Raw genomic sequence first — 24,125 nt, 5'->3', positions numbered from 1 at the left:
GTTCTGAAATCCACCACACGCTTTTTTATTGCTGTTTAGTATCTATTTTTTTGCTCAGGGCCATATCAGGCTCATACATATAGTATATGGTGTTTATATCTGTTTGTGACAGCCCATTCCGCTGTCCGACAAATGTTGACCCGTCTTTCTTCGTCATGGTTGGCTGACCATTTTTAGAGAAATCGTACGAGCCATAGAGCATAATCGAGCCAAAATCCAGGCCAGAGTCATAGTCGAAACCATCGCTGCCTCGCTGGATATACGTTTGGAAATCCGTTTCGTACCCAGAGATTATATTGGCCGTGTTGATCGTCACAAAGTTGTCGCGGTCGGCTCTCGACTGTTCGTGCCAGAGGCCTAATGTGTGCCCAATTTCGTGAATCGTATTTCCGGTTGTGCAACTGCTGGCCAGATTCACATATTGTAACCCTCCCGAATAACCAACGTTTGACGAACAGCCCGAACCCGTTTTAAACATCACATAGCCCCGTTGCGTTGTACGTTGAACGAAACGAATCGGTGTATTGGCCTCCCAGTGCGCAATGGCATCGGTTACGCGAGTCTGATTGGGCAAGGATGGATCAATGGCATAATAAACGATTTTGTTAGGCCACCAAGCCGAAGTTTTGGAACGACCAGTTCCTGCGGTTTGCATGTCAGATTGTTCTTTCAAACTTTCGGGCTGTAGAAGTATATCGCTTTCAAATACAGCCTGATCGCCAATCAGATTATACGTGACTTTTTGTCCGTTCAGATAAGCGCTCTTTGACACTCCCCGCTGGTTCGGAAAAGCCTCTTCGGCTCGTGTAGCCTTGGATACGGGCGTCATGGTGTTTAGCGTTGTGGCTGTTGGATCTTGTGAGCAACTTGCTAAGGCAATAGCTACAGCAAAGTGAGTGAGATGAGAAAATGTTCCTTTCATTGTTGAGATCTTTAGTTTGCCAAATGAACATAAAAGGATTTGTACTGTTTGCGTTTTTTCTTTAAAATATACTTAACGGTTAGTATATGGTTAAAATGGTATCATGTAGTTTCTAGGACATATATACGTTTCCACTGTAACGTATGGATGTATGATGAAGAATCAAACTATAAATATCTATTAAGTGGCAGTTTCAGTGAACTACGTTACCAGATGCTGTCGATTAAGAGGAATCTTTGATGGGAACTCTTCGTTGCTGTAGTAGTGATCTTTAGGTTATTCTTAGACTGATAAAAGCCGTTTTCTGATAGCGGTTGGCCGTTTTGTCGGAAATGACGGATCTTTCAAAACTACATTATGCAACTATTTGACGTCGTTATTGTTGGGGGCGGGCCTTGTGGGTTGGCCGCTGGTATCGAAGCAACTAAAGCTGGCCTGAGCCATTTGATTTTGGAAATGGGAAGCCTGACTGAGTCGCTTAGGCAATACCCACGTCGGATGCGCTTTTTTTCAACTGCCGAAAACATTGAAATTGGCGGTTTACCCTTTCCAATTTCGGGCGTGAAAGCCGGGCGCGACGAAGCCCTCCAGTATTACCGGAAAGCCGCAGCCTATTATCACTTGAATTTCAAACTGTTTCAGGAGGTTTGGGATGTGAAGAAGGAGGGAGACCTGTTTACAATTACCACCACAACCGGCGATCGGTACCAGGCTCGTAAAGTGATTATGGCAACGGGCTATTTTACCCGCCCACGCTGGCTCAATATTCCGGGCGAAAGTCTGCCGCACGTATCACACTACTACGACGAACCGTTCAAATACTCGTTTACGAATGTGGTGATCATTGGTGCGTCTAACTCGGCAGTCGAAGCGGCTCTGGAGTTATATCGTCACGATGTAAACATCACGATTGTGCACCGGGGCGAAGATTTCCGGAGTACCGTAAAATACTGGCTCATTCCAGATGTGAAGAATCGGGTGAAAGAGGGAAAATAAAAACCGTTTTCGATTCCTGTGTTACCCAGATTGACACGAACCAACTAACGGTAGTGAACCTAAAAACGGGTGAAGAAAGCCAACTTCCCGCCGATTTCGTCTTTATCCTGACGGGTTATATTCCTGATGCGTCATTACTGACCCGTTGCGACATCGAATTAGATCCGCAAACTCAGGTGCCCGTCTTTAACAAAGAAACATTTGAGACCAATGTTCCGGGCTTGTACGTCTGTGGTACGGTACTGGCTGGAATTTATACGGAGAAAGTATTTATTGAAAATGGTCGTGAACACGCCCAATCCATTATCGACCACATCATGGGCCGGGAGGTGCATAAAGTAGCGGAGTTGATTCAACGTATTTAATAACGGGCGTTCGCGCTATCGCCCTCCATAAAAAAAGCCAGAGCATAGCCCTGGCCTTTTTTTACGACACCAATATATAAAATTAATTGACTGACTACTTATCGTAGTTGGCGTTTTGTGGGTCCCAGTTGGTCCAGCCTGTGGTCCAGTTGGTGGTTCCGAATGCGCCAATGAACGTTTCTTTCGTGAAGAAAGCATCAGCACCTTTGCCGTCCCAGATAGCGCCCGTCAACAAAGGCGAACCCGTTTGTGGCAGGAAGTTAGGAGCCGTCAGTGTAAAGGTGGCGGAGTTCAACAGTAACGAAGCCAGGCTAGAACTAGCAATGATCTGGTTTTTGAAAGCCGCCGTATTGAAGAACGCAGTAGCCTGATCGTTCGTGATCGATTGTGCACCACGAACGGGCGTATTCATATTAGCCAGAATGATACCACGTAATTGGAGGTTGCCAGCCGTAGCATTGTCCAGCGTGTTGGTGGTGCCAGTGAGAGCGTCCAGGCGTAACCCTTCCGGATAACCCACAAACAACGAGTTGAAAATGCTGATCGACGTATTACGACGCAGGTGCATGGCCGATTGATACGAACCACTCCCTTTCGCTGTAGCTGCGTTTGAAGGAGTACCCGAGAAAACGAAGTTACTAACGTTGGCAAATACAGGAGCCGTTAATGGTAGGCCGTTATTAGGGCCTGTAGCGGGTGCTCCAGCCGCGAAGTTATCCGATTCAAATCCGTTAGAAGCTGATTGGTCAGCCACCTCTGGATCGCGTAATGATACAGCATACTGTACTTTACCCGAATAGCCCCAATCCGTATCCCAATCATCATCCCAACCACGGAAAGCAACCAGATTTTTCATATTTACCGTACCGCCAAACCATTCATACGAATCATCACCACTGTACGAAACCTGAATGTGGTCGATGGTTGTACCAGCACCTACACCGTAGAGCGTCAGACCGTTGATTTCGCTGTTCGCTAAGTTTGACAGAGAGATACCCGCGAACTCAATCCGGCAGTACTGCATCGTACCTGAGTTGTCATTTACATCGCTGTACGTACCGGTAGACCCGGGAATTCCACCTTCAAATGAAGTAGCACCTGGCTGGTTGATTGGAGCCTTACCAATCAGAACGACACCACCCCAGTCGCCATAGTTACGTGAACCAGCTGCTTTGCTCGAGGTAAAAATGATTGGCGAATCAGCCGTACCAACCGCGCTGATTTTAGCACCTGCCTGAATGATCAGCGTACCGCCTTTGGCCTGCCCGCTTGGGTCCTGCTCTTTGGGAGCACCCTTAATGATCGTTCCTTTTTCGATAGTCAGCGTAGCACCCGAAGTAACGTTTACAAAACCCTGAATCAGGTAAATATTGCTCGCTGTCCAGTTTGTGTTGGCTGTAATGTTCGATGCCACTGTAACAACAGGTTTGTTACCCAGTGCAAACGCGATCGTGCTGCTTACCGTTGCACCACCCGTTGATACATTGATTGGCGTTCCGGCATTGGCAGGGACCACAACTGTTAACGAAGTGGTTGTTGCGCCCGTTACCGTAGCGGGTACAGAACCGAACGTTACGGTATTGCTGGCTGGCGTAGCGTTGAACGCTGTACCTGTAATAACGATGGGTGTACCAACTGGAGCCGATGTTGGTGAAATGCTCGTGATACTCAGAACCGGTGCTGGTGTCTCGTCGTTCTTACAGGACGATACTACCAGAAATACGCCCAGTGCTAAAACTAGCAGGCTTGTCAAGGCTGAGAAATTGCCGTGCCACCCACGGCGCAATTGGTTAACTCGCATAAACATTGGTTTTTAATTGAATTTGATTGGTACTGTCTTTAAGGAATGACGGTCCGGCGACCAAATGTGTAGATCGCGCTCAGCGTGTAGTAGCTGCCCCGTTTGAACTTGCGAAGAACCTGATCCGCATCCGCCGATTGTGAGGTTACGTCGCTACCGATTTTACCGTCGTGGTTGAAGTCCTGCGCAAACCGTACGTACTGGTTCAGTACATCCTGAATACCCAGTCGTAGTTCGAGTTTATTGTTGACTTGTTTGGTCAGGTTCAGATCGACAACGTTCCGGGGCATTTCGTAAATGGTCGGATTGTTTCGGTTGCCTACCGCGAAAATCCGTTGACCGAATACGTTGTAGAGAACATTGGCCTGCCAGCCCGACTTCGGTGCTGCATAGTACAGACCAGCATTGATCAGATAAGGTGACTGACCAGCCAGCGGGCGCTCGGTATCAGCAACACCGCGGATGTCGTATTCACGAACTTCTCCGCTGAGGTCTGGAGCCCGCACAATATCACCAACATTAACTGTGCTTTTGATCAGCGATACGTTACCAACGACCGACAGATTTTGCAGGAACAGGCTCGGTGAATTCTGGAACCCTTTCCGTACTTCCAACTCAACACCATAGTTCTGAGCCGTGTTAGCATTGGCAAACGTGTACGCTAACCCGTTCGCCTGAATCAGCAGAAACGATTCGATTGGGTTGGTAAAATGTTTGTAGAAACCGCTAATCGAGATAAGCTCGTTTTGAGTTGGGTAGAATTCCCACTTCGCGTCGATGTTCTGAATGTTGGCGGTTTTTAGGGCTGTGTTACCACGGATATCGGCCAGCAAGTTGAAGTCGAAGTAGCTGAACGGTGCCAACTCACGGAACTCAGGACGGTTGAGTGATGAGGAATAAGCCAGGCGCAAATTGGTCCGATCGCTTAGCTTATAGGTGAAGTTCAGCGAGGGTAGCGGGCTGAAGACTTTGTTCGATACCAGTTGTTCTTCGGTCGTTGTTCGGGTAGCGCGGATGCCCTGATCGTTGTACTCGCCACGGAAACCTACTGTCAGGTTCGCTTTTGGTCCGAAGTAAACATCGCCCGTAACGTATCCCGACAGGTATGTATTGATCCCTTTGTACGAATCCAGCGGCTTGGTACCATCGAGCAGCGAAAAGCCGTTCTGCCCGTTTATATTCGCCGTGCTAAACGCCGTGTTTATATCACTTGCTTTGGCAGTGGTACTGTTTCCAACGCTCTGATAGCCGTAGAAACGAGCGCCGTAATCGCGATTTTTACGTTCGGCATACGCTCCGAACCGAATGCGGTTCGGCTCCCGATCCGTTGGGTTTCCAAACGTATGCTCGCCATTACCCACTACCGAGGCTACATACTCGTGTAGTTTGGAATAGAACCGGCCAACATCAATTGGGTTAGGATCGTTTGGCGTGGCAATCGAGTAGGGCTGAAGCTGGCCATCGGCACCTGTAGCGCCCGTTACCCGCTGATAACGAACCCGTTTCCAGTCTGGCTCCCAACGGCCCGTATAACCGAAGCTGGCAATCCAGTTAATCTTTGTCAGTTGGTTTACGGTGTGTTCACCAGCCAGTTGCGAAGTCAGGATACTCCGGTTTTCGAATCGTTCCGAATAGCTCAATACATCGAATCCATCCTGAAGGCGCTGACCCGTACGGACAACCGTTTCGGTCGTACTGAGTTGGTTAAAGAGCGTTTTCCACTCCAGGTTGAAGCTTGGCGAGAGTCGCGCCGACCAGTTATGCAGGATACCTAAACGAGTCTGGCGGGCGTAGTTGGCGTCATTATATTTTTCAGCAACAGCATTGGCAATAGTGCCGTTATCGTACAACTGGAAATCAATATTCGAGAACTGGTTCGTCGTAGCGTAGTTGATGCTGGTCAGGTTGCTGACGCGCACATTTCCTACATCGAACCGGCGACCCATGTTGATCGCAAGGCGTATATCAGGGTTAACAGTCTGATTCTGGATTCCCCACGAGTTTGGCAGCAACTGGGCATAGGCGGCACGCTGTAGCGGATTCTGGCTATTGAATTGCCCCAAACCGGTTGGGAAGCTCGATGGAATTTGTTGATCTTTTCCCCAAAGCCCTAACCAGTTGAGGCCGCTTCGGGAATGCGACTGTACATTTTGAAAAGTCGTATTTCCCCGATAGCCCAGTGTCAGGCCAGCGTCCAGGAAATTTTGCTCAGGTCGGCGTTTGGTGTAGATTTTTACGACTCCACCCGCAAAATCACCAGGTAGTTCGGCGGAACCCGATTTGTAGACAATCATCCGGTCGATGATGTTACTCGGCACGAGATCGAACGAGAACGAACGCGTGTCAACTTCGGTCGAAGGCGTAATGACGTCGTTGATCAACACGGAATTATAGCGCGCTGCCAGTCCACGAATAAGCACAAAACGGTTGTCGACAATACTCACACCCGGCACCCGGCGAATAGCCGCAGCCGCATCGCGGTCCTGCGATTTCACAATCTGCTGGGCCGAAATCCCAACGGCAATAGGCTTAAGCTGTTTGATTTCGGTGATAACCGCAATCTCTGTATTCGTCGCTTTATTGCCCCGAACCACTACTTCCTGGAGCGACTTACCCTCTTCAGCTAGTTCGGTTTCGATAGCCGTCGTATTCCCCGACTCAACCCGAACATTCGGGATTTCTTTGGTTTGATACGAGATGTAGGAAATGACCACTTTATGCGTGGCGGCTGGTACATTGGCAATGCTAAAGTTCCCTTCAATGTCTGTTGTGGCACCCAATTGAGTCCCATTGACAAGGACTGTACAGCCTATCAGAGCCTCTTTGGTTTTGCCATCTTTAATGGTTCCTCTGATGGTTCCTGTCTGTGCTAAAACAACAGTTGTCCAAAGAGAAAATAGGATAAGTAGTACGTTGCGGATCATGTTTATAGTTTTGGTATCGCTTTAAAGCGCTGCAAAACTACCGGCCTTATTTGAGGAGGAGATTACCTGAATGTTATGCTTGGGAGTGCTGTATATTAAGTTTTTTTAATGCTGTTTTAATTTTAAACCTATTGTTACTTTGCTGATTCAATTATCCTAATTGAGACAATGCTATTTTTAAGTTGCTGATAATCTGAAGATTGTTGTCGATAAGATGTGTTAATTAATTTTGGGAGCAGGTAATGCGTCGATAGGATATATTAAAAATTACTTAATCTTTAAACAGGCTGTAGCGGCATAAGCCAGGTAGTTCTGCAAGACTAGCGGCCAACGAAACCAGTTCATTCATGACTCCTTATGAAAGTGCATTGACGAAAAAACTCACTCAGGCAATAGAGCTTAATTCCAGACTTACGGGCTGGGTGAAAGGGGACGACAATGACTTTCCACCCGAGGCCCCCGTTCTTCAGACCGTTATTCAACGCATTGAAACAACTAACCGGCAACTTGATGAGCAATGGCATCGGTATTGGGAGCTGTGTGAGCAGCGCAGGCAATTGGCGTATGAATCTGAAGGTGCTATAAAGCCACTAAATGAGCAGTTGTGGACCGATATCGGTTATCAGTTTAAAGGCGGTACTGTCGCTAACGATTTGCTGAAAGTACTTTACCTGAAAATCCATCGATTGCCCCTTCCCCGGTTTCCTGCCAATCGGCGGAAGCCTGTACACTACAAAGACCTGCGTGTGCACGAAGATTCGTATGCGCTGCTCGGACAATACTTTAGCTGGTTGATAGATCTTTTGCAGATTGTCGATTTTATGCCCCTTACATCGGCTTACTGCCTCGCGGCATTTCGGGAGCAGGCTCGCCAGTTCAACATGATGACACAGGAGGTAACACAGGAGGCTGAAAAGCTACGCAATATGCAGCTTACTCAGAGCCACCTCTATAAGCAATTGAATCAGGTGATGACCGCTGCCCGTGGACGCTTACTGGTCTATAAACGTGAGACAAAACAGGAAGTGAAGTAGGGGCAAGGATGTTATATAATGGCGCGTGCCGTGCTTTGGCTCCGTGGTGTCGGTTACTTATAACCGACACCAATAGGTTTCTCAAAACCTACTCGTAGCACCAATAGGTTTTGAGAAACCTATTGGTGTCAGGTTTAAGAACCTGACATCACGAAGCATGATACTAAACGGGCTAAAGGCTTTTTGACCAAAAAACTGCTCTGGAATGACCTCTGAAATGCTCCAAATGATAACAAAAACTTAACATTGGGCTTTTGTTTGTCCCTTTTTTTTCGTAGTTCTTTGTAGATTTTTTTATAATCACCAGACGCTAACAAAACCAAGAATGAAAGCTCAAAAAAAGGCACTTGCAGAATCGATCGCTACTTCTGTTGAAACAAAGGTAAGCGAACTAGGCGAGCAATCGAAGAAAGCCAAAAAAGCCATTGAAAAATCGGCTGAAAAGCTGGCTAAGAAGCTGGTGAAACTTCTAAAAAAAGAAGAAAAGAAGAAAGCTGGCGATAAAACACCCAAACAGCCCAAAAAAGCGAAGAAGCCAGCTAAAGTGGCAAAAGCTCCTAAGGCTGCTAAAGCCCCCAAAGCTGAGGCTAAGCCTGTGGAAGCTTAAAAAGCTCAAATCTATTTTTTCTGTCATTCCGACGCCAGGAGGAATCTCAAGCTTGACTATTGCAAAACTTGAGATTCCTCCTGGCGTCGGAATGACAGAAAATTACTTTAACTCCTTCCCCGCAATATCCTCCCACCGGTAGTAGTGGAATGTTTTGCCCTCCGACATCGTCACGAATAAGCCGTGTGGAAACTGCTTACCCAGCGGCACATTCGTTACATCAGAGCCATCGCTAACCTGGGCGGCTACTTTTACGACTTTTACTACTTTGTAGTCGTTGGAATTGCCGGGTTCGCCTTCGCGCCGGAAGATATGGAACTGATTTGCACCCTGATCGGATACAAGTAAGTACCCCGTTTTTGGCCCCGTTTTGTAGATCGAAATCCCTTCGTGATCTTCGGCAAAACCTGTTTTAGCGAATAAGGCCAGTTCTTGGTTACCTTTTTCTGGATCGGCGTAGTATTTACGAACGCCAACGCCTTCGTCGGAATAATAGACGTAACCAAGCTCATTATCGACGGCGATGGATTCAATTTCTTTCTTGCCGCTATACATCCCGAATTTCCGAACCAGGGTAGCTTTTACTTGTCCTTTACCATTGTCTTCGAGCCGGTATTGACCGATATAAGAGCCGTCTGTTGGCCCTGTTTTACGGCCAACCATCGCGTATAATACCCCCGATGGGTTTTTATAAAGCGCAATGCCCATCAGATCGCGGAAGCCACTAGCGGTGTCGCCAACAAACATATCAAGACCACCATTGTCGACGGGTTTCATGTCGGGCAGCGAGAAAATTCGGAGCTTGTGCGTGAATCGTTCGGTGGTTACGGCAATGTCGGTGGGTTTGCCGCCCAGCATCAGGCCGTATGCAATGTCCACATTATTGGGGCGCTTGAGGTCGTGAACTTCCCGAACAATTTTGCCTTTCAAATCGAAGACATATAGGCCACCGTCCTGGTCTTTATCGGTACCGATGATCAGGCTTTTAGCATGGTCGGCCGGGTTAATCCAGATGGCCGGATCGTCGGTGTCGTGCCGAACGGTGTCGGTAATGATAACGGGCTGGACAGTAGTTTGGGCTGTAGATTGACAGGCAACCAGGAAAAAGGATAAGAGAAACGAAAGATAGATTTTCATGTAGAAAGGTTGTGACACAGAGATTCACAGAGAAAATAGAGACACACGGAGAGATCTCTGTGAATCTCTGTTTTCTCCGTGTGTCTCTGTGTTACAATCCTTTAAACTTAATTACTTCCGAAAGCACCAATGGTTGTTGATGGAGCTGGCGACTTATACGTCGTGCCATTCGCGAAGGAAATACCATCAGCATACAGGCGGGTGAAGCTCGTGATGCCTTTGCCGATGGCGGGTGAACCTGACTGCAAACGGAAATCCCAGGCTGTGTTGAAAGTTGCGTTTTTAGAATCAGTTGTGAGTGGATAGTTCACAAACTTCGGATCATTGTCGCCAACGGTTTTGCTGATGATGTCGTTGGTACCAGTCAGAATTTCGGTGGTTGGCTGGAAGCCTGTTACACCGTCCTGTGTTGCTCCGTAATACAGGTTGTTGCTCACTTTGGTGCGGCTATCTTCAGGGTTCTTCGGATCGCGTTTTACGCCGAACCGGTCGTTTGCCAGCAGGTTGTTGTACAACTCGGCCCGAACGGCAATTTCTACCCAGATTGAACCACCTTTGATGGTTGGCCGACGCCAGCCTGCATTCACAATCGTATTGTTGTAGGCTACTACATAAGCTTGTGGGGTACGGTCGCCTGTGTTCGAGAGTTTCAGGGCATTGGTGTTAGGGCTATAGACCATATTGAACGCGACATCGGCCTGAACACCCGACTTGATATTGATGGCATCGCCACCCGATACACCTTGGGTGTAAATCTTGTTATTAGCAATGATCACCTTTCCACCTTCGATGTAAAAACCATCTTCGTTCTGATTGTTCAGGCGGCTATTTACGATAACCAGCTTGCCGTTCACGTTCGAGTAGTTAACGGCCGGAACGTGGTTGCCCGCAGCCGCTTTGTACAAGCCTGCTTTTACTGAAGGTGAACTCTCGGTCGTTACCGCGCCACCGTATTCGAGAATGGCATTGTCGAGGAGCAGCTCGGCGCAGGTTGGTGCCGCAATGATGCCACCCCACAAGTTACCCCACTGATTAGCCGTCGTTTTCCAGGCATCGGGTACTGTGAATTTCACCGGATTTGCCGATGTGCCCATTACGTACAGATTTCCTTTCACGATCAACTCGGGCTTCACGGTCGAGTCGCTGAAAATTACGTTGACACCTTCTTCAATAACCAGTGACGTACTGGCTGGAATTTGTAGGTGGCCCGTGATTTTATAGGTGTTTCCTTTCGTCCAGGTACCTGACACATCGCCTGATACGGCTTCTTTTACAACAGGCGTTGGGGTTACCGTGCTACCGTTGTCATCGCTCTTCGAGCAGCCTACGAGTACAGCCGCTGATAGCGCAGCCAGAATAATTACTTTTTTCATGATTGTTGGTTGATTATGAACTTGTTGGTTGCATGGAACGCAGATTTTTATGATCAATAGGATGGATTATGATTTTCTATTTTTTTAATCATAACAATCCTAATAATCTGCGTTCTATTGTCTTGGACTTACAGTTTATACCTCACCCCCAGCACATAAGAGCGCTGGTAGAAATCGCGCCGGATGAGGGTTTTGCCGGATTCATCCTGGTTCGGTACGTCCGAATTTTTACTGTTGACGTTTTTGATGAAAATCTCCGTTGGGGTGTTTAGCAGGTTATTGGCTTTGGCGAATAGCAGAAGGCTTTTGCCCAGTTTCTTTTCGACCGATGCGTCCATCTGAATGAAGCCTTTCTGGTACAGGTCGTTATCGACAAACTGCGATACGGTGTTGATACGTGGTCCTGTGTAGCTGGCCGCCAGTTGACCATCCCAGCCATGTTGGGTGTCTTTGTAGAGCAGCGACAGGTTGGCGATGTGCGCCGATTGCCCGTACAGTGCCCGCGTTTGGCTAACTGTAATAGTTTCCAGATCACCCTGCGCATTCCGAATTCGTTTTGACTTGGGCGTTGTGATGCTGGAGTTTGTGTAGGTGTAATTCGCTTTGATGCCCCACTGCCGGAAATACTTGATGGCATCCAGCTCTAGTCCCAAATTCGTTGCGTTGCCGAAATTGCCCGGTCCGTAGTATAAATCCTGTCCCCGGATGGCGTCTTTCTGAAGCGTATACTCGATCGGGTCCTGAATGTGCTTGTAGAACAGGCCAACCATGAACTGCTCCAGCGGACGCGGGAAGAACTCGTAGCGCAGGTCAACGTTGTCGGCAATGGCACGCTTCAAATTCGGGTTACCGCGCTCCTGATACTCTTCGTTGACAATCCGGTAGGGAACGATCTCGAAAAAGCCAGGCCGGTTCAGCGATCGGAAGTAAGACAGCCGCCAGTTGGTGTGCTCGTCGGGCCGATAGCGGAAGTGCAAACTTGGCAACACATCCGTATAAATCTGGCTTCCGGTTGGGTTGTCTTCGCCAATCGGGAATTTCATGGCGTAGCCCTGATCGGTATGTTCGATGCGAACACCCCCGGTTACTTCAAGCGGTTGATCGGTGGTGCGGAATTGCAGGTAACCCGAAGCGGTTTTCTCGGTGGCATCGTAGTTCAGGGCCGATGCAACTGAACCGAGTGGGTTCTGAATCGTCCAGACAATCTGGTTGTAGTCGGTGAAGTCTGTGCCGTATTGGGCGAATGGATTGGAAGGCCGGAGCGTGTAATTGTTGTAAAAATTCGTCCGTTGCTTGTCGCGGTATAAACCACCCGCCATCCATTCAACGGCCATCCCTGCGAGATTGGTTTTCAGCGTCAGGTTCAGATAACCCGCCAAATCCGTATCGGAATTGTGTTCCCAACGACGCTGGCCGTCCTGTACCGTTGTTTGTTTCTCAACGAAGTTTGTGCGCGTTCCCAGCAGCGGCACATAGGTCTGATCGGGCACTCCGTTCGTTGCCAGCGAATACACTGCCGACCAGTTAATGGCGAAGGCTGGGGTAACCTGATGCGTTCCCTGAAGCGTACTGTTGTAAATCTTCTGCTTGGTCAGACGTGAGCGGGTTTCATAGCCGAGAGTTGCGTTGCCCAACACCGGATCGAAGCCGCCAATGCCCAATTCGGTGGTTTTGGTCTCCCGAATCTGTTCGTTCGTTAGGCTAATCAGAGCGTTGAACCACTGGATTTTGTTGCGTTCCGGTCCGCCGTTGCGGTTCACCCGAAAATCCATCTTGGCATGCAGCCCATAGCGGGTTTGCCGCTCCGAAAATTGCCGTTCGCTTTGTTTGGTAAGGGTTACCCCGCGTAACGTATCGACCACATCACCCGTAAAAAACAGGCTGTTGCTTCCCCGGTACGTATTCTGTAAACTACCGGCCAGCATAACGCCAAACCGTTGGTCAAAGAATCGATTGCCTATGGCAAAACTGCCCATCAAATTCGGCGGGGGCGACTGACGCGTGTAGGTGGTTGAGGCTTTATTGAAATCCGAAAACTTGGCACTGTACTGACTACCAAACTGCTCGTAAGGCGACTGTGAATTGATATTCTTCGTATCGAAACTCACAAACGGGCGATTGAAAAACAGTTCGCTGTAGCCCGACGAAACGTTGGCCAGAATCGTCGGACGGTCGGGCGCATCTTTCATGACCATATTGATGGCACCACCAACCGCATCGCCCTCCATACTCGGCGTAAGGGCCTTGTAGACTTCCAATCGGTCGAGGAGTTCGGATGGAAAAATGTCGAGCGGAACGTAGCGGTAGCGATTATCAGGACTAGGGATTTTCACCCCGTTAACCAGCGTGTAGTTGTACCGTTTGTCCATTCCCCGCAGAATGGCGTACTGTCCATCGCCATTGCTGTTGCGCTCAATCGAAATGCCGGATACCCGCTGAATGACGTTGGCAACGGTTAAATCGGGAGAGAGTTCGATGGTTCGACCCGATACGATGTTGGTCACTTGCAGGGCATTCCGTTCGAGATCGCGAGCGGTGCGATCACTGCTGCCGTCGCGTTTGGCGGTTACCTTTACTTCGGCAATCTGTCGATCGGTTTCGGTTTCCAGTGGCAAATCCAGCGTAATAACCTGTTCATCACTTGCGACAACCACATCGCGGATCATCGTTTTGTACGAGACGTAGCTGATGCGAATTTTATGCGTTCCGGTAGGTACGTTTTTAATCAGATACGAGCCATCCAGGCCCGATACGTTATACAGTTTTGTGTTTTCCAGAATTAGCGTCGCGCCAATAATGGGTTGACCTGTGGTGGCATCGATAGCTCGCCCCCGGATGGTACCGGCCCAAACGTTGGGGATCAGAAGCAGGCAAACGATTGTCAGTAGTAGTCGGTTCATACAGTTTGCGAATGACAACTAGCGGGGCTTACCGGAAGGCCAAGGCCGTACTAAGTTGGTGTCGCAAAGGTGAGGGAGAGCGGATGAACCGGACAAATTTGACCCGTGAACAAAAAGGCAACAAGACGTTTTAGGGTGTGAACAGAAAGGCAACAATAGAATTAAACTGCCATTAAAGTACTGATTATTAATGATTTGACTTGGTTAGTGAAAGCCATTATCTTATTGTTACTAAACTGTTTCCTAATTGTGAAGGCTAACCGAATCGCCTAAATCGTGCTGCTTTCTGGCGATGGTAGCGGCTGCAAAGGAAAGCGCTGAATATAGGCCGAGAGCGATTCGCCTTCGGCAAGACCTAGCTTTTTACGAAGTCGATAACGAGAAACCCGCAGACTATCCGATGAAATCCCGAGCAACGTAGCGACATCGGCAGAGCTAATGTTCATTTTCAGTAAGGCAATCAGGCGCAGGTCGGTGGCGGTCAAGTCTGGGAAATGCTGCGTGAGTTGCGTGAAGAAATAAGGATGAACCTGATCGAAGATCGTTCTGAAATCATCCCAGTATTTGTCCTGACTAAAGTTCAGGCTGATTTTTTCAACCAGTTGTCGGAGTTGTTTTTTCTGATCGCGTTTGTCGTCTTTCAAAATCGCTGTCAGATCTTCTTTGAGTTCTTCCAGCACCTGATTTTTCTGAATGATTTGTAGCGTATGCGTCGTTAATTCTTTGCTCTTCAACTCAAGCTGACCTTTCAGGTTTTCTTCTTCCAGTTGCTGGTTCTTCAATTCCACCTGCATCAGCTCGTTCTGGGTCTGGAATATCTGTTGGTTCTGCTGATTGAGCGCCTGTTCATTTCGAAGTTTCAACCGTTGCCGACTAATGACAACCGCAGCCAGAATCCCAATCAAGACCAGCACAACACTGGCCGCAATGATAATCACGAAGTCAACTTGTTTCTGGGCGTTCAACTGCGCAATCTCACTGTCTTTCCGCTCAACATCATAGAGTGTTTGCAGTAACGTAATCTGGCGGGTATTTTCGGCGGCATAGATGGCATCGACTAAGTCACGGCTTCGTTCCAGATAGGCGTAGGCGCTGTCCGGTTGATTGAGGAAGCGATACGTTTTGGCAATATCGCGAAGGGCCGCGCTAAGCTGGTACAATTCGCCCGTTTGTTTCGCCCGATTCATGGCCTCGTTTGAGAGTTTCAACCCTTCCTGATAGCGGCCTGTTTTCCGAAAAACATCGCCAAGGTTGTTGATGATTTCAATCTGGCCAATCTCATCATGGGTTTTCTGGGCGAGCGTCAGCGCATGTTGATAATAAAAATGGGCCGAGTCGTAGCGGGCTTCATCTTCAAAAATACTGCCCAGATTTTCATAGATTTTAGTCAGGCTAGTCACGTCATTAGCTGCCTGACTGTTGGCCAGCGCCAGTTTTTGGTAATGGTAGGCCTGTTTAGGATCTTTTCGCTTTTCGTAGATATGCCCGATGTTAGCATACGTCTGGGCTAACCCTTCGACGTTGTTACGTTGACGGTAAAAACTCAGTGCTTCGTTGAACTGACTCTGTGCGCGATCTACCTGCTCATTATAGTAATAAACCGTACCGAGTTCATTCCGATTGCGGGCCAACCGTTGGGTATCGTTGGTGTTGAGGAAGATTTTCTGGGCCTGTAGCAGATAATCGATGGCCTGCACATAACTCCCCTGATGATACAGGAGCAAACCAATTTGCTGGAGACAATCGCCCTCCATCGGTCGATCGTTTTGATTAACGGCTTTATCGAGCATAACCTTGATGAGCCGATAAGCGGAGTCGGGGTATTGGCGTGAAAGCTGCTCTGTATTGGTAAGAACCTGAGCCGACGACGGAACACTAAAAAGTCCCCAAACGATGAAAAATAGGAGTTTTATACGTAAACGCAGGCAACGAATTAAGGTATGGGCACAAAGGCGATGCATTCTGTAGAGATTGGTAGAATCTATAAAGATAAAGCCTCGCTCAGCATCCGTAATGTGAAATTTTTGTTAAGCAATCTGGCGCGAGTATTTACTCGTGCCATTAATTTAGCCAGCATTCGCTGGCGTCAGTGAATACTGACTACATGAAAAGGCACGGGTAAATACCCGCGCCAGTACCACTATCAAAACTACCCGCTTTATTTAAGCGGTGCTTTTAACGTCACGAAATAGATTCGGTTGAGATCAACCTTGCCCGTAGCGGGCAGAATTTTGGTCGTGAATCCATTCTTCCCGTTGTCGACTACACCGAAATCGTCATCGTTCGAAATCGCCAGTTGAGTTGGGCTAAGTATAGTAACACCTTCTGCTTTGTCGTGCGGGTAAACGGGTGAAATCTCAGTCAGGATATCGAAAACCAGCGTTTTGGTGACCGGAACAACTCCTGCATTCTGTAAGCCTGCTTTGTCTTTAAGTTGTTCTACTGTCAAGCCATTATAGAGTTTACCCGCATCGCTATTCGTTGGGTCTGAGATATCAGTTGCACCAGCGAGATCGAATTTATAAATCCGTTTGAACGTAGCTGGCGAGACGGAATTTCCACCATAGTTACCATCGCGTTCTAAAGCGATGAACGTTGTGTTCGTGATGGCCGCAATTTCGCTACAGCCCGTCAGAGTCGAATTTTCCATCAAATAGGCATATTGCTTCGTGGCACCAGTGGCGATATCGAAGGTGATAACGCGCAACACAGTCGATCCCGATACGGCTCCCGACGATGGATTGTACATCGGCGACTGCATCAGGCCAACCAATGTTTTGCCATCGGGCGTAATAGTCAAGCCTTCCATACCCCGGTTAGGCCGACGACGGGCCAGCACTTTAGGGAGCGTGCGTCCGCCAGTACCCGAACCAAATGGGTTAATGCGTTCGATAGTTTTACCGGTAGCGTCGAAGTGGGCGATGTGCGGACCGTACTCATCACTGATCCAGAACGTCCCATCTGAAGCTAATACAAGCCCTTCGGAGTCAATACCATCGGCGTTAGGCGCAACCGTTTGTCCGTTCAGGTCGAGCGCAATTTCGCCCGTATTTCCCTGACCGATTGGGTTCGGGAGCCCGGTTAATAATTGGCCAGCGGCATTTTTGAGGAGGATAACTTTTTCTAAAACCAGCTGATTGCCAACTACATGGAATCGGCCGATTTGTGGAGTGAAATCCGCTTTACCGAAAATGATGGTGTTGGCCGCTGCACCCGCTGCATTTGGCCCTCTATCGGTCAATAGGTAAAATACCGTTGGGTCGGTGTGATCCTGGGCGATAGCAGAACCGAATCCACCATTGTAAAGAACCGTACCGTTGGGAGAGGTAGCCAGTATGGCTGGGTTCGATGCTTCGGAAAAGGCGGGAAGAACGGCCGGAATCCGATGATCTTCGCAGGCCGATACGACTAAACCAGCTATAAGCACACAACCCGTGGTGAGTGAGAGAGGTAGAGAGGCTATTTTCATGGAAAAAGCTTTGTTTTTCTACAAAGCTATAGCCCCTTATATTACCCAAATGTAATATGAATGCCTGGTTTGTTATGCCAGTATTAAGGTTTTAATCTGTTGATTGTTAGTGGTTTGCTATATGTATTGTGGATGGCGCGAGCGTCCTCGCTCGTGCCATCTATTCTTCGGCCTCTGGCCGATTGTCTCTTATATTATTCCGGCCAGAGGCCGGGGAATAGATAGCACGAACGTAGACGTTCGCGCTATCCACGCTATGTTATCAGGCGGCTTCTAATTGGCGGCAATAATAATGAGCTTGCCGACTCGCTGTGGGCTGATATAATTTTTGTTGAACGGCTCTGGCAAAGGCAGCTCGATCTGACTTGGTGTAGTACTCGGCAGCAGATGCACCAGAGGGAGCCTTGAATACCCGGCTAATACGCTGGCAAGCTTCCCATAACTCGGGATTCGACTTGATTTTATACTGGCGGATAGGCGTGTCGGCCCCAAACCAGAGATTGTTAATATTATTAGACGTTGCTTTTAATCGATGATGAGCCATAGTGAATTGTTGAGTTGGTAGTGCATAAGGATGCCTGATCGATAATCTGGAGGTATAATGAACCTACAGACCGAGCTGGCATGCCCGTTTTACAACTCCGAAGGGTTGATTTTGTTAGCCCTCAGAATTGCGAAAAATGAATGAGTGCGTTTTTTATTGATTAATCGGCTGTCTGTTTAGATTCTCAGGGATTCTTTGGCTTCTATTGTCGCTAGTTATCAGCGCTATAGAATCCCACAGAGTCCTCGTAGAATCTAGTTTGCCTAACCAGCACTAGAGCGCAGGAAGTAGCTCAATTGCCGAATGTTCGCCAGGTAATCGGTAGCGATCGTGCGGATGGAAGCCGCACTGGTCGAACCCAGCAATTGGCCCGCATGCTCATAAGGCGTAGCCTGATCGGCCAGGATATCATAAACACCTTCCGGCATTAATTCGTGATCTTCGTAGCCCCAGAACAGGAAATCGACAGCATCGAGTAAGCTATCAAACCCTAATCCATAAGACGTTTGAAATTGATTGAAAACAGCGATAAAGCGCATAACGATGATTCATATTGACCACCACAAAGGTAAAGCCCCGGTTTTTGTTGCGTGTTAAGGGAAGATTATTAAACCGATTAAGACGTAGTACGACACATGTACTATCTGTGTTTTTAGCCTTAAGGCACAGGAGTGACTTTTCGCTCATCCCGGAAAAATCCATACTCATCTTCCTGATTTGAAGGCTCATCGCCTTTTAGTTTCTGGCCCGATTGTTCAGTGGCAACTTTGTCCTACTCAAACGAGACAAACAAACATTTACTAACAAAAGCCATGAAAAATGTACTGATTCTGATGTTGGGCCTGGTAGCTAGTACCGCATCATTTGCAAACAATTCAACTATACAACCTTCTTCTACCCAGACTCGTGTTGTGATGACCGCCGGGCAGAAAATCAAACTATACGTTCAGCCGATTCAGACCAAAGGGAAATTAGCTATTTGGGATGCCAACGGACAGGTTGTTTATAAATCAACCGTGAATCTGAAAAAAGGACTGAGTCAGCAATTTGACTTCTCGAATCTTGAAACGGGTACCTACCACCTAACGGTTATGACCGACACCGAAACTTTGACCAAAACATTCGTGGTGCAGGCTAATCCAAACGAAAGCTTTGTGGTTCAGTGATTTAATGGATAATGATGAATGATGAATGATGAATGATATTATTTCTTTGAATATCAGGTAATTAGTTTTTACTATCATTCATCATTCATCATTCATCATTCATCATTTAATAAGTATGCACGATTCCCAGCTTCAAGGCGTCCTCATAGGCCTCTTTTTCGAACTGATATAGGTAAGGAGACCGGTGAGGACCAATTGATCGCTGTTCGGCTAGTTTTTTGATTAACCCCAGGCTTACCAGCTTTTTGGCGAAATTCCGTTGATCTAGGGTTTTTCCTAAAATCGTTTCATACAACGTGTGAATTTCGGGCAACGTGAATTTTTCGGGTAGCAGGTTGTAGCCAATTGGCTGGTGATAAATCTGGAGCCGAAGCGTTGTCAATGCCTTGTCGACCGTTTCATTTTGATCGAATAAAATGGGCGGAATCTCTTTAACGTCCCACCACTGGTAACCCTCGGTGAAAAAGTCGGTCGTAACGCTAACCTTCGAATAATCCACTAACGCAAAATAGCCAATCGATAGGGTTCGTTCGAACAGCCAGTTATCGTCGGATACCTCAAGACCATAATTTTCTTTGAACTCACGGGCGCTCCGTTCCTGAAGCCGATAAGGAGAATCGCCAAAAACGTGAAACTGTTGAAGGAATAAATCGTCGAGACCCGTTCGCTCGTTTAACACCCGATGAGCGGCCTGACTCAGCGGTTCTCTCCGCCGAATAAAACCGCCGGGCAACCCCCAACCATTAAGTCCTTTCCATTTCAGGAGTAAAATCCTGAGCTGCTGATCATGGTAGCCAAAAATGACCGGGTCGATAGTGACGTGAGGCAAATACTCCTGATGGCCGTTCTGGACAAAATCTGTGACTTCTTCGAGCGAGTTCATACATCAAAACTAAAAAAAACATTCCGTAAAATTTACGAATTAGAAGAAAAACGCCTTACCTTTATTTCGTAAAAATTACGCTTTTGAGAATCCTTCAATTTTTTCACTAAATAATCGAGCACTTTTCGATGTTACAACGTATCCCTAATCCGCTTAAATGGCTATTCGGAACGCTACTGATTGGGCTGGTATCCACAGGTCTATGGTCGTATGTGGGTATTGTTGACCCACCGCGTATTCTGGTGTTCAGCAAAACAGCCGCTTTTCGTCATGCTTCTATTGGGGCAGGGCAGAAAGCGTTGTTCCAATTGGGTAAAGAGAAAGGCTTTGCGGTAGATACTACTGAAAACGCAGCCCGCTTTACCGAAGAAAACCTGAAACGATACCGGGCTGTGGTCTTTCTGAGTACTACTGGCGATGTCCTAAACGCACAGCAGCAAAATGCGTTTGAGCGTTATATTCAGGCTGGAGGTGGGTATTTAGGCATTCATGCCGCTACCGATACTGAATACGACTGGCCCTGGTACAATCAACTGGCGGGAGCCTGGTTTTCCAATCACCCCATGCCCGACAACGTCCAGAAAGGCACTTTTGTCGTGGTCGATAAAAACAATCCTGCCACTAGTTTCCTCCCAGAGCGCTGGGAGCGGGAAGACGAATTCTATTCCTTTAAAAACATCAGTCCGGCACTGCATGTACTACTAACCATTGACGAAAAAACCTACAAGGGTGGTACTAATGGTGATAACCACCCGATGGCCTGGTATCAGGAGTTTGATGGTGGCCGTTCATTCTATACGGCGGGTGGTCACACCGACGCCACCTTCTCGGAGCCACTCTTTTTGCGGCATCTGGGCGCTGGATTACAGTACGTGATGGGGGGTGATTCGCCTAAACCACTGGATTATAGCAAAGCAAAATCGAAACTACTGCCCGACGAGAATCGGTTTTCGAAAGTTGTGCTGGCCGAGAAACTCGACGAGCCGATGGAGTTAGTCGTGCTGCCTGATAGCCGGGTATTGCTTGTGGAACGGAAAGGTGCGGTGAAACTTTATAGCCCCTCTACCAGCAAATTAACTACTATTGCTCACATTCCGGTCAATACCAAGGTGACGGACAAGGAAGGTAAAGTTGGGGAAGATGAAGGTGGGCTTCTAGGCATAAACAAAGACCCGCATTTTTCGCAAAACCATTGGTTGTACCTGTATTACTCGCCCGAAGGAAAAGAGGCTAAGAATATCCTGACTCGCTACGAGCTGAAAGGCGATGAACTGGTGCTGTCCTCGAAAAAAGTCATTCTGGAAGTCGATACGCAACGCGAAATCAGTGGTCACGCAGGGGGATCGCTCACTTTCGATTCAAAGGGGAATCTTTACCTCTCCACGGGTGATAATATCAACCCACAACAATCCAACGGCTATAGCCCGTCGGACGAACGGCCGGGGCGTTCACCTTTTGATGCGCAGATGACGTCGGCTAACACGAATGATCTACGCGGCAAAATCATTCGTATTCATCCTGAAGCGGATGGAACGTACACCATTCCCGAAGGCAACCTGTTTCCAAAGGGCACTACTAAAGCTCGTCCCGAAATCTATACGATGGGCCACCGGAATCCGTTTCGTATCTCGGTAGATCCAAAAACGGGTTTCCTGTACTGGGGTGACATCGGTCCTGATGCCTCGCAGCCCAATGATAAACGTGGCCCTGCTGGCCAGGATGAAGTAGGGCAGGCCCGAAAAGCTGGTAATTACGGCTGGCCTTATTTTGTTGGCGACAACAAACCTTACCACCAATACGATTTTGCCACGGGTGAGTCGGGTCCTTTGTATGACCCAGCCCAACCGATCAATAAATCCGTCAATAATACCGGATTGAACCAATTGCCCCCAGCGCAAAAAGCCTTTATTTGGTACCCATATGCCGAATCGAAAGAGTTTCCGTTGGTAGGTTCCGGTGGTCGTTCGGCTATGGCGGGCCCGGTTTATTACAAAGATCAATTCAGCGGAGCGAAGCGCCCTTTCCCGGATTATTACGATGGCAAACTCCTGACCTACGAATGGATGCGGGGCTGGTTGATGGCCGTTACTATGGATGCTTCCGGTAATTATAAGTCGATGGAGCGGGTGATGCCGAGCTATAAATTCTCCAACCCAATGGACATGGAGTTTGGGCCAGAAGGCGACCTGTACATGCTGGAGTATGGTAGCGGCTGGTTTACTCAGAATGATGATGCTCGACTGGTTCGCATTGAATACAACGGCGGTAACCGCAAGCCTGTTGTTCAGGTAGCTACCTCCAAAAAAGGCGGTGCCATTCCTTTCAAAGCCAGACTTTCGTCGGCTGGAACCAAGGACTTCGACAACGATGCATTGACCTACGTCTGGACCGTAAAACCCGCAGCAGGCGGCACTGCCCGGACCTTCCGGGAAGCCAATCCAACGGTCTCTTTCGACAAAGCTGGTATATATAAAGCCACGCTGACAGTTTCCGATCCAAAAGGGGGCAGCACGAGTCGGACTATCGAGATTATGGCGGGGAATGAAGAACCCGTGCTTACGTTCGAAACCCAGAATAGCAACCAGACATTTTTCTTTCCCGGCCAATCCTTTGTGTATGATGTAAAGGTTGAGGATAAGGAAGATGGTAGTTTAGCCAACGGAAAAATCAAACCCAGTCAGGTTGCGGTTAACATCGATTATCTGGCCGAAGGATACGATCTGGTCACAATTGCGCAGGGCCACCGCAGTGCCGATGCCACTGCTCAGGTAGGAAAGGGACTCAGCCTGATTGAAGCCAATGACTGCAAGGCTTGCCATAGCATGGAGAAAAAGTCGATTGGGCCAGCGTACCAACAAGTGGCGCTTAAATACAAGGGCGATGCCAGTGCTGCCGACCGCTTAACCAAGAAGGTTATTTCGGGAGGGAGTGGCGTATGGGGCGATGTTGCGATGAGTGCTCACCCACAGTTATCGGCAGCCGACGCTGGGGTTATGGTTTCCTATATTCTAAGCCTGGCCGAAAAGAAACAAGCGGCACCATCGCTGCCCGTTAAAGGGAGCTATACCATGAGTTTGCCATCAGGCGACAAAGGAGAGGGGCGTTATCTGGTTCGAGCTGCGTATCAGGATAAAGGTAGTGCAGGCATTCCACCCATTACGGCCGAAAAAACACTGTTACTCCGTAATGCCAAGATGCCTGCCGGAAAAGCCGATAAAACGGATGGGGTCATGAAATACGGTACCATTATCATTGCCTCCGTAAAAGGTGGGAATATTGGATTCAGTGGTATCGACCTGACAAATATTGCCCAGATTAAATTTACCGCTTCGGCACCCAAATCTCAGTTGAATGCGGCTGGTGGCAGTATTGAAGTGCGGTTAGATGAACCGACCGGTAAACTAATTGGCGAAACAGCTTTTATGTCGCCTACTGATGGAGCCAGCATGACGAATCTGCCACCGCCGGTCGTTGCCAAACTGACGGAGGTGAAGGGCGTTCACGATGTGTATCTGGTTTTTAAAAATGATAAGGCTCCAGCGGGTCAGGCGTTGTTTGTGCTGATGGATCTGGAATTTCAAACCAGCCAATCAGCGAGTGCCAGTGAAAAATCAGCCTCGGCTCAGCCTGCAAAATCAGCAGGGTCATCTGCCCAGGATTTGGACGCTTATGCCGGGAAATACAAAATGACGGGTATGCCTTTTGAGTACATTGAGATCACTCCTAAAGATGGCAAATTGCACATCAAGGCGGGAACGAATGAAGGCGACCTCGCATCAGGCGCTGAACCCGATGAATTTAAAGGCGATAATGGAACGGTATTCCAATTTGATCGGGGCACGGACAAAAAGGTTACCTCATTAACCCTCAAGGTTCAGGGCATGTCGTTCAAGGGTGCTAAATAAATGGAGTCATGGTAGCCTTTTTAGTCATCCCGACAAAGGAGGGATCTTAAAGCATCCTTAGTAGAGCATAAAGAAACCTTAAGATTCCTCCTTTGTCGG

General features: G+C 48.2%; 15 protein-coding genes and 1 pseudogene. 5 read left to right on the top strand and 11 right to left on the bottom strand.

From position 1 onward, the window contains the following. Window positions 1-25 precede the first annotated feature (25 nt). On the bottom strand, window positions 26-922 hold the full coding sequence (locus H3H32_RS26205; RefSeq protein ID WP_182458707.1) for a M12 family metallopeptidase: 897 nt from the start codon (window positions 920-922) through the stop codon (window positions 26-28). Between the two features lie 357 nt (window positions 923-1,279). Here H3H32_RS26205 and H3H32_RS26200 point away from each other — a divergent pair. Next, window positions 1,280-2,283: pseudogene (locus tag H3H32_RS26200) on the top strand (YpdA family putative bacillithiol disulfide reductase). A gap of 94 nt (window positions 2,284-2,377) precedes the next feature. On the opposite strand, the gene H3H32_RS26195 reads toward H3H32_RS26200, so the two are convergent. Next, window positions 2,378-4,090 carry an IPT/TIG domain-containing protein gene (locus H3H32_RS26195; RefSeq protein ID WP_182458706.1) on the bottom strand — a complete coding sequence of 571 codons (1,713 nt, stop codon included), beginning with the start codon at window positions 4,088-4,090 and terminating at the stop codon, window positions 2,378-2,380. 32 nt (window positions 4,091-4,122) lie between these two features. After that, window positions 4,123-7,008 (bottom strand): TonB-dependent receptor, encoded by a 2,886-nt coding sequence (locus H3H32_RS26190; protein ID WP_182458705.1) that lies wholly within the window; start codon window positions 7,006-7,008, stop codon window positions 4,123-4,125. Window positions 7,009-7,355: 347 nt separating this feature from the next. Between H3H32_RS26190 and H3H32_RS26185 the strand changes: the two genes are divergently transcribed. Continuing rightward, on the top strand, window positions 7,356-8,042 hold the full coding sequence (locus tag H3H32_RS26185) for a hypothetical protein (RefSeq protein ID WP_182458704.1): 687 nt from the start codon (window positions 7,356-7,358) through the stop codon (window positions 8,040-8,042). 325 nt (window positions 8,043-8,367) lie between these two features. Beyond that, window positions 8,368-8,649, top strand: a complete 282-nt coding sequence (locus H3H32_RS26180) for a hypothetical protein (protein WP_182458703.1) — start codon at window positions 8,368-8,370, stop codon at window positions 8,647-8,649. Between the two features lie 102 nt (window positions 8,650-8,751). Here the strand turns inward: H3H32_RS26180 and H3H32_RS26175 are convergent, their stop codons facing one another. The 7 genes from H3H32_RS26175 to H3H32_RS26145 form a co-directional block, all read right to left on the bottom strand. Next, window positions 8,752-9,786 (bottom strand): phytase, encoded by a 1,035-nt coding sequence (locus H3H32_RS26175; protein ID WP_182458702.1) that lies wholly within the window; start codon window positions 9,784-9,786, stop codon window positions 8,752-8,754. Between the two features lie 107 nt (window positions 9,787-9,893). Next, complete coding sequence (locus H3H32_RS26170) at window positions 9,894-11,159, bottom strand: beta-helix domain-containing protein (protein WP_182458701.1); 1,266 nt, start codon at window positions 11,157-11,159, stop codon at window positions 9,894-9,896. A gap of 128 nt (window positions 11,160-11,287) precedes the next feature. After that, a complete protein-coding gene (locus H3H32_RS26165) occupies window positions 11,288-14,059 on the bottom strand; it encodes a TonB-dependent receptor (RefSeq protein ID WP_182458700.1) in 2,772 nt (923 codons plus the stop codon). 269 nt (window positions 14,060-14,328) lie between these two features. Further along, on the bottom strand, window positions 14,329-16,020 hold the full coding sequence (locus tag H3H32_RS26160; RefSeq protein ID WP_182458699.1) for a tetratricopeptide repeat protein: 1,692 nt from the start codon (window positions 16,018-16,020) through the stop codon (window positions 14,329-14,331). A 197-nt stretch (window positions 16,021-16,217) separates the two neighbouring features. Beyond that, on the bottom strand, window positions 16,218-17,528 hold the full coding sequence (locus tag H3H32_RS26155) for an esterase-like activity of phytase family protein (protein ID WP_182458698.1): 1,311 nt from the start codon (window positions 17,526-17,528) through the stop codon (window positions 16,218-16,220). 262 nt (window positions 17,529-17,790) lie between these two features. Continuing rightward, window positions 17,791-18,072, bottom strand: a complete 282-nt coding sequence (locus H3H32_RS26150; protein ID WP_182458697.1) for a hypothetical protein — start codon at window positions 18,070-18,072, stop codon at window positions 17,791-17,793. Window positions 18,073-18,335: 263 nt separating this feature from the next. After that, the gene (locus tag H3H32_RS26145; protein ID WP_182458696.1) at window positions 18,336-18,611 is read right to left on the bottom strand and encodes a hypothetical protein; all 276 of its coding nucleotides are present in this window, start codon (window positions 18,609-18,611) and stop codon (window positions 18,336-18,338) included. Window positions 18,612-18,884: 273 nt separating this feature from the next. Here H3H32_RS26145 and H3H32_RS26140 point away from each other — a divergent pair, with 273 nt between their 5' ends. Further along, window positions 18,885-19,238, top strand: a complete 354-nt coding sequence (locus H3H32_RS26140) for a T9SS type A sorting domain-containing protein (RefSeq protein ID WP_182458695.1) — start codon at window positions 18,885-18,887, stop codon at window positions 19,236-19,238. Between the two features lie 106 nt (window positions 19,239-19,344). On the opposite strand, the gene H3H32_RS26135 is transcribed toward H3H32_RS26140, so the two are convergent. Then, window positions 19,345-20,121: an NUDIX hydrolase gene (locus tag H3H32_RS26135; protein ID WP_182458694.1), complete on the bottom strand. Its 777-nt coding sequence runs from the start codon at window positions 20,119-20,121 to the stop codon at window positions 19,345-19,347. Between the two features lie 128 nt (window positions 20,122-20,249). Between H3H32_RS26135 and H3H32_RS26130 the strand changes: the two genes are divergently transcribed. After that, window positions 20,250-24,026, top strand: a complete 3,777-nt coding sequence (locus tag H3H32_RS26130) for a ThuA domain-containing protein (RefSeq protein WP_182458693.1) — start codon at window positions 20,250-20,252, stop codon at window positions 24,024-24,026. The last annotated feature ends 99 nt before the right edge of the window (window positions 24,027-24,125 follow it).

This window comes from Spirosoma foliorum, from assembly GCF_014117325.1.
GTDB classification, from domain to species: Bacteria; Bacteroidota; Bacteroidia; order Cytophagales; family Spirosomataceae; genus Spirosoma; species Spirosoma foliorum.
This window is presented reverse-complemented; position numbering and strand designations above follow the sequence as displayed.

Bases quoted from the DNA above. Each gene is read 5' to 3' on its own strand.
- H3H32_RS26205 (WP_182458707.1), bottom strand. From the start codon at position 922: ATGAAAGGAACATTTTCTCATCTCACTCACTTTGCTGTAGCTATTGCC.
- H3H32_RS26195 (WP_182458706.1), bottom strand. From the start codon at position 4,090: ATGTTTATGCGAGTTAACCAATTGCGCCGTGGGTGGCACGGCAATTTC.
- H3H32_RS26190 (WP_182458705.1), bottom strand. From the start codon at position 7,008: ATGATCCGCAACGTACTACTTATCCTATTTTCTCTTTGGACAACTGTT.
- H3H32_RS26185 (WP_182458704.1), top strand. From the start codon at position 7,356: ATGACTCCTTATGAAAGTGCATTGACGAAAAAACTCACTCAGGCAATA.
- H3H32_RS26180 (WP_182458703.1), top strand. From the start codon at position 8,368: ATGAAAGCTCAAAAAAAGGCACTTGCAGAATCGATCGCTACTTCTGTT.
- H3H32_RS26175 (WP_182458702.1), bottom strand. From the start codon at position 9,786: ATGAAAATCTATCTTTCGTTTCTCTTATCCTTTTTCCTGGTTGCCTGT.
- H3H32_RS26170 (WP_182458701.1), bottom strand. From the start codon at position 11,159: ATGAAAAAAGTAATTATTCTGGCTGCGCTATCAGCGGCTGTACTCGTA.
- H3H32_RS26165 (WP_182458700.1), bottom strand. From the start codon at position 14,059: ATGAACCGACTACTACTGACAATCGTTTGCCTGCTTCTGATCCCCAAC.
- H3H32_RS26160 (WP_182458699.1), bottom strand. From the start codon at position 16,020: ATGCATCGCCTTTGTGCCCATACCTTAATTCGTTGCCTGCGTTTACGT.
- H3H32_RS26155 (WP_182458698.1), bottom strand. From the start codon at position 17,528: ATGAAAATAGCCTCTCTACCTCTCTCACTCACCACGGGTTGTGTGCTT.
- H3H32_RS26150 (WP_182458697.1), bottom strand. From the start codon at position 18,072: ATGGCTCATCATCGATTAAAAGCAACGTCTAATAATATTAACAATCTC.
- H3H32_RS26145 (WP_182458696.1), bottom strand. From the start codon at position 18,611: ATGCGCTTTATCGCTGTTTTCAATCAATTTCAAACGTCTTATGGATTA.
- H3H32_RS26140 (WP_182458695.1), top strand. From the start codon at position 18,885: ATGAAAAATGTACTGATTCTGATGTTGGGCCTGGTAGCTAGTACCGCA.
- H3H32_RS26135 (WP_182458694.1), bottom strand. From the start codon at position 20,121: ATGAACTCGCTCGAAGAAGTCACAGATTTTGTCCAGAACGGCCATCAG.
- H3H32_RS26130 (WP_182458693.1), top strand. From the start codon at position 20,250: ATGTTACAACGTATCCCTAATCCGCTTAAATGGCTATTCGGAACGCTA.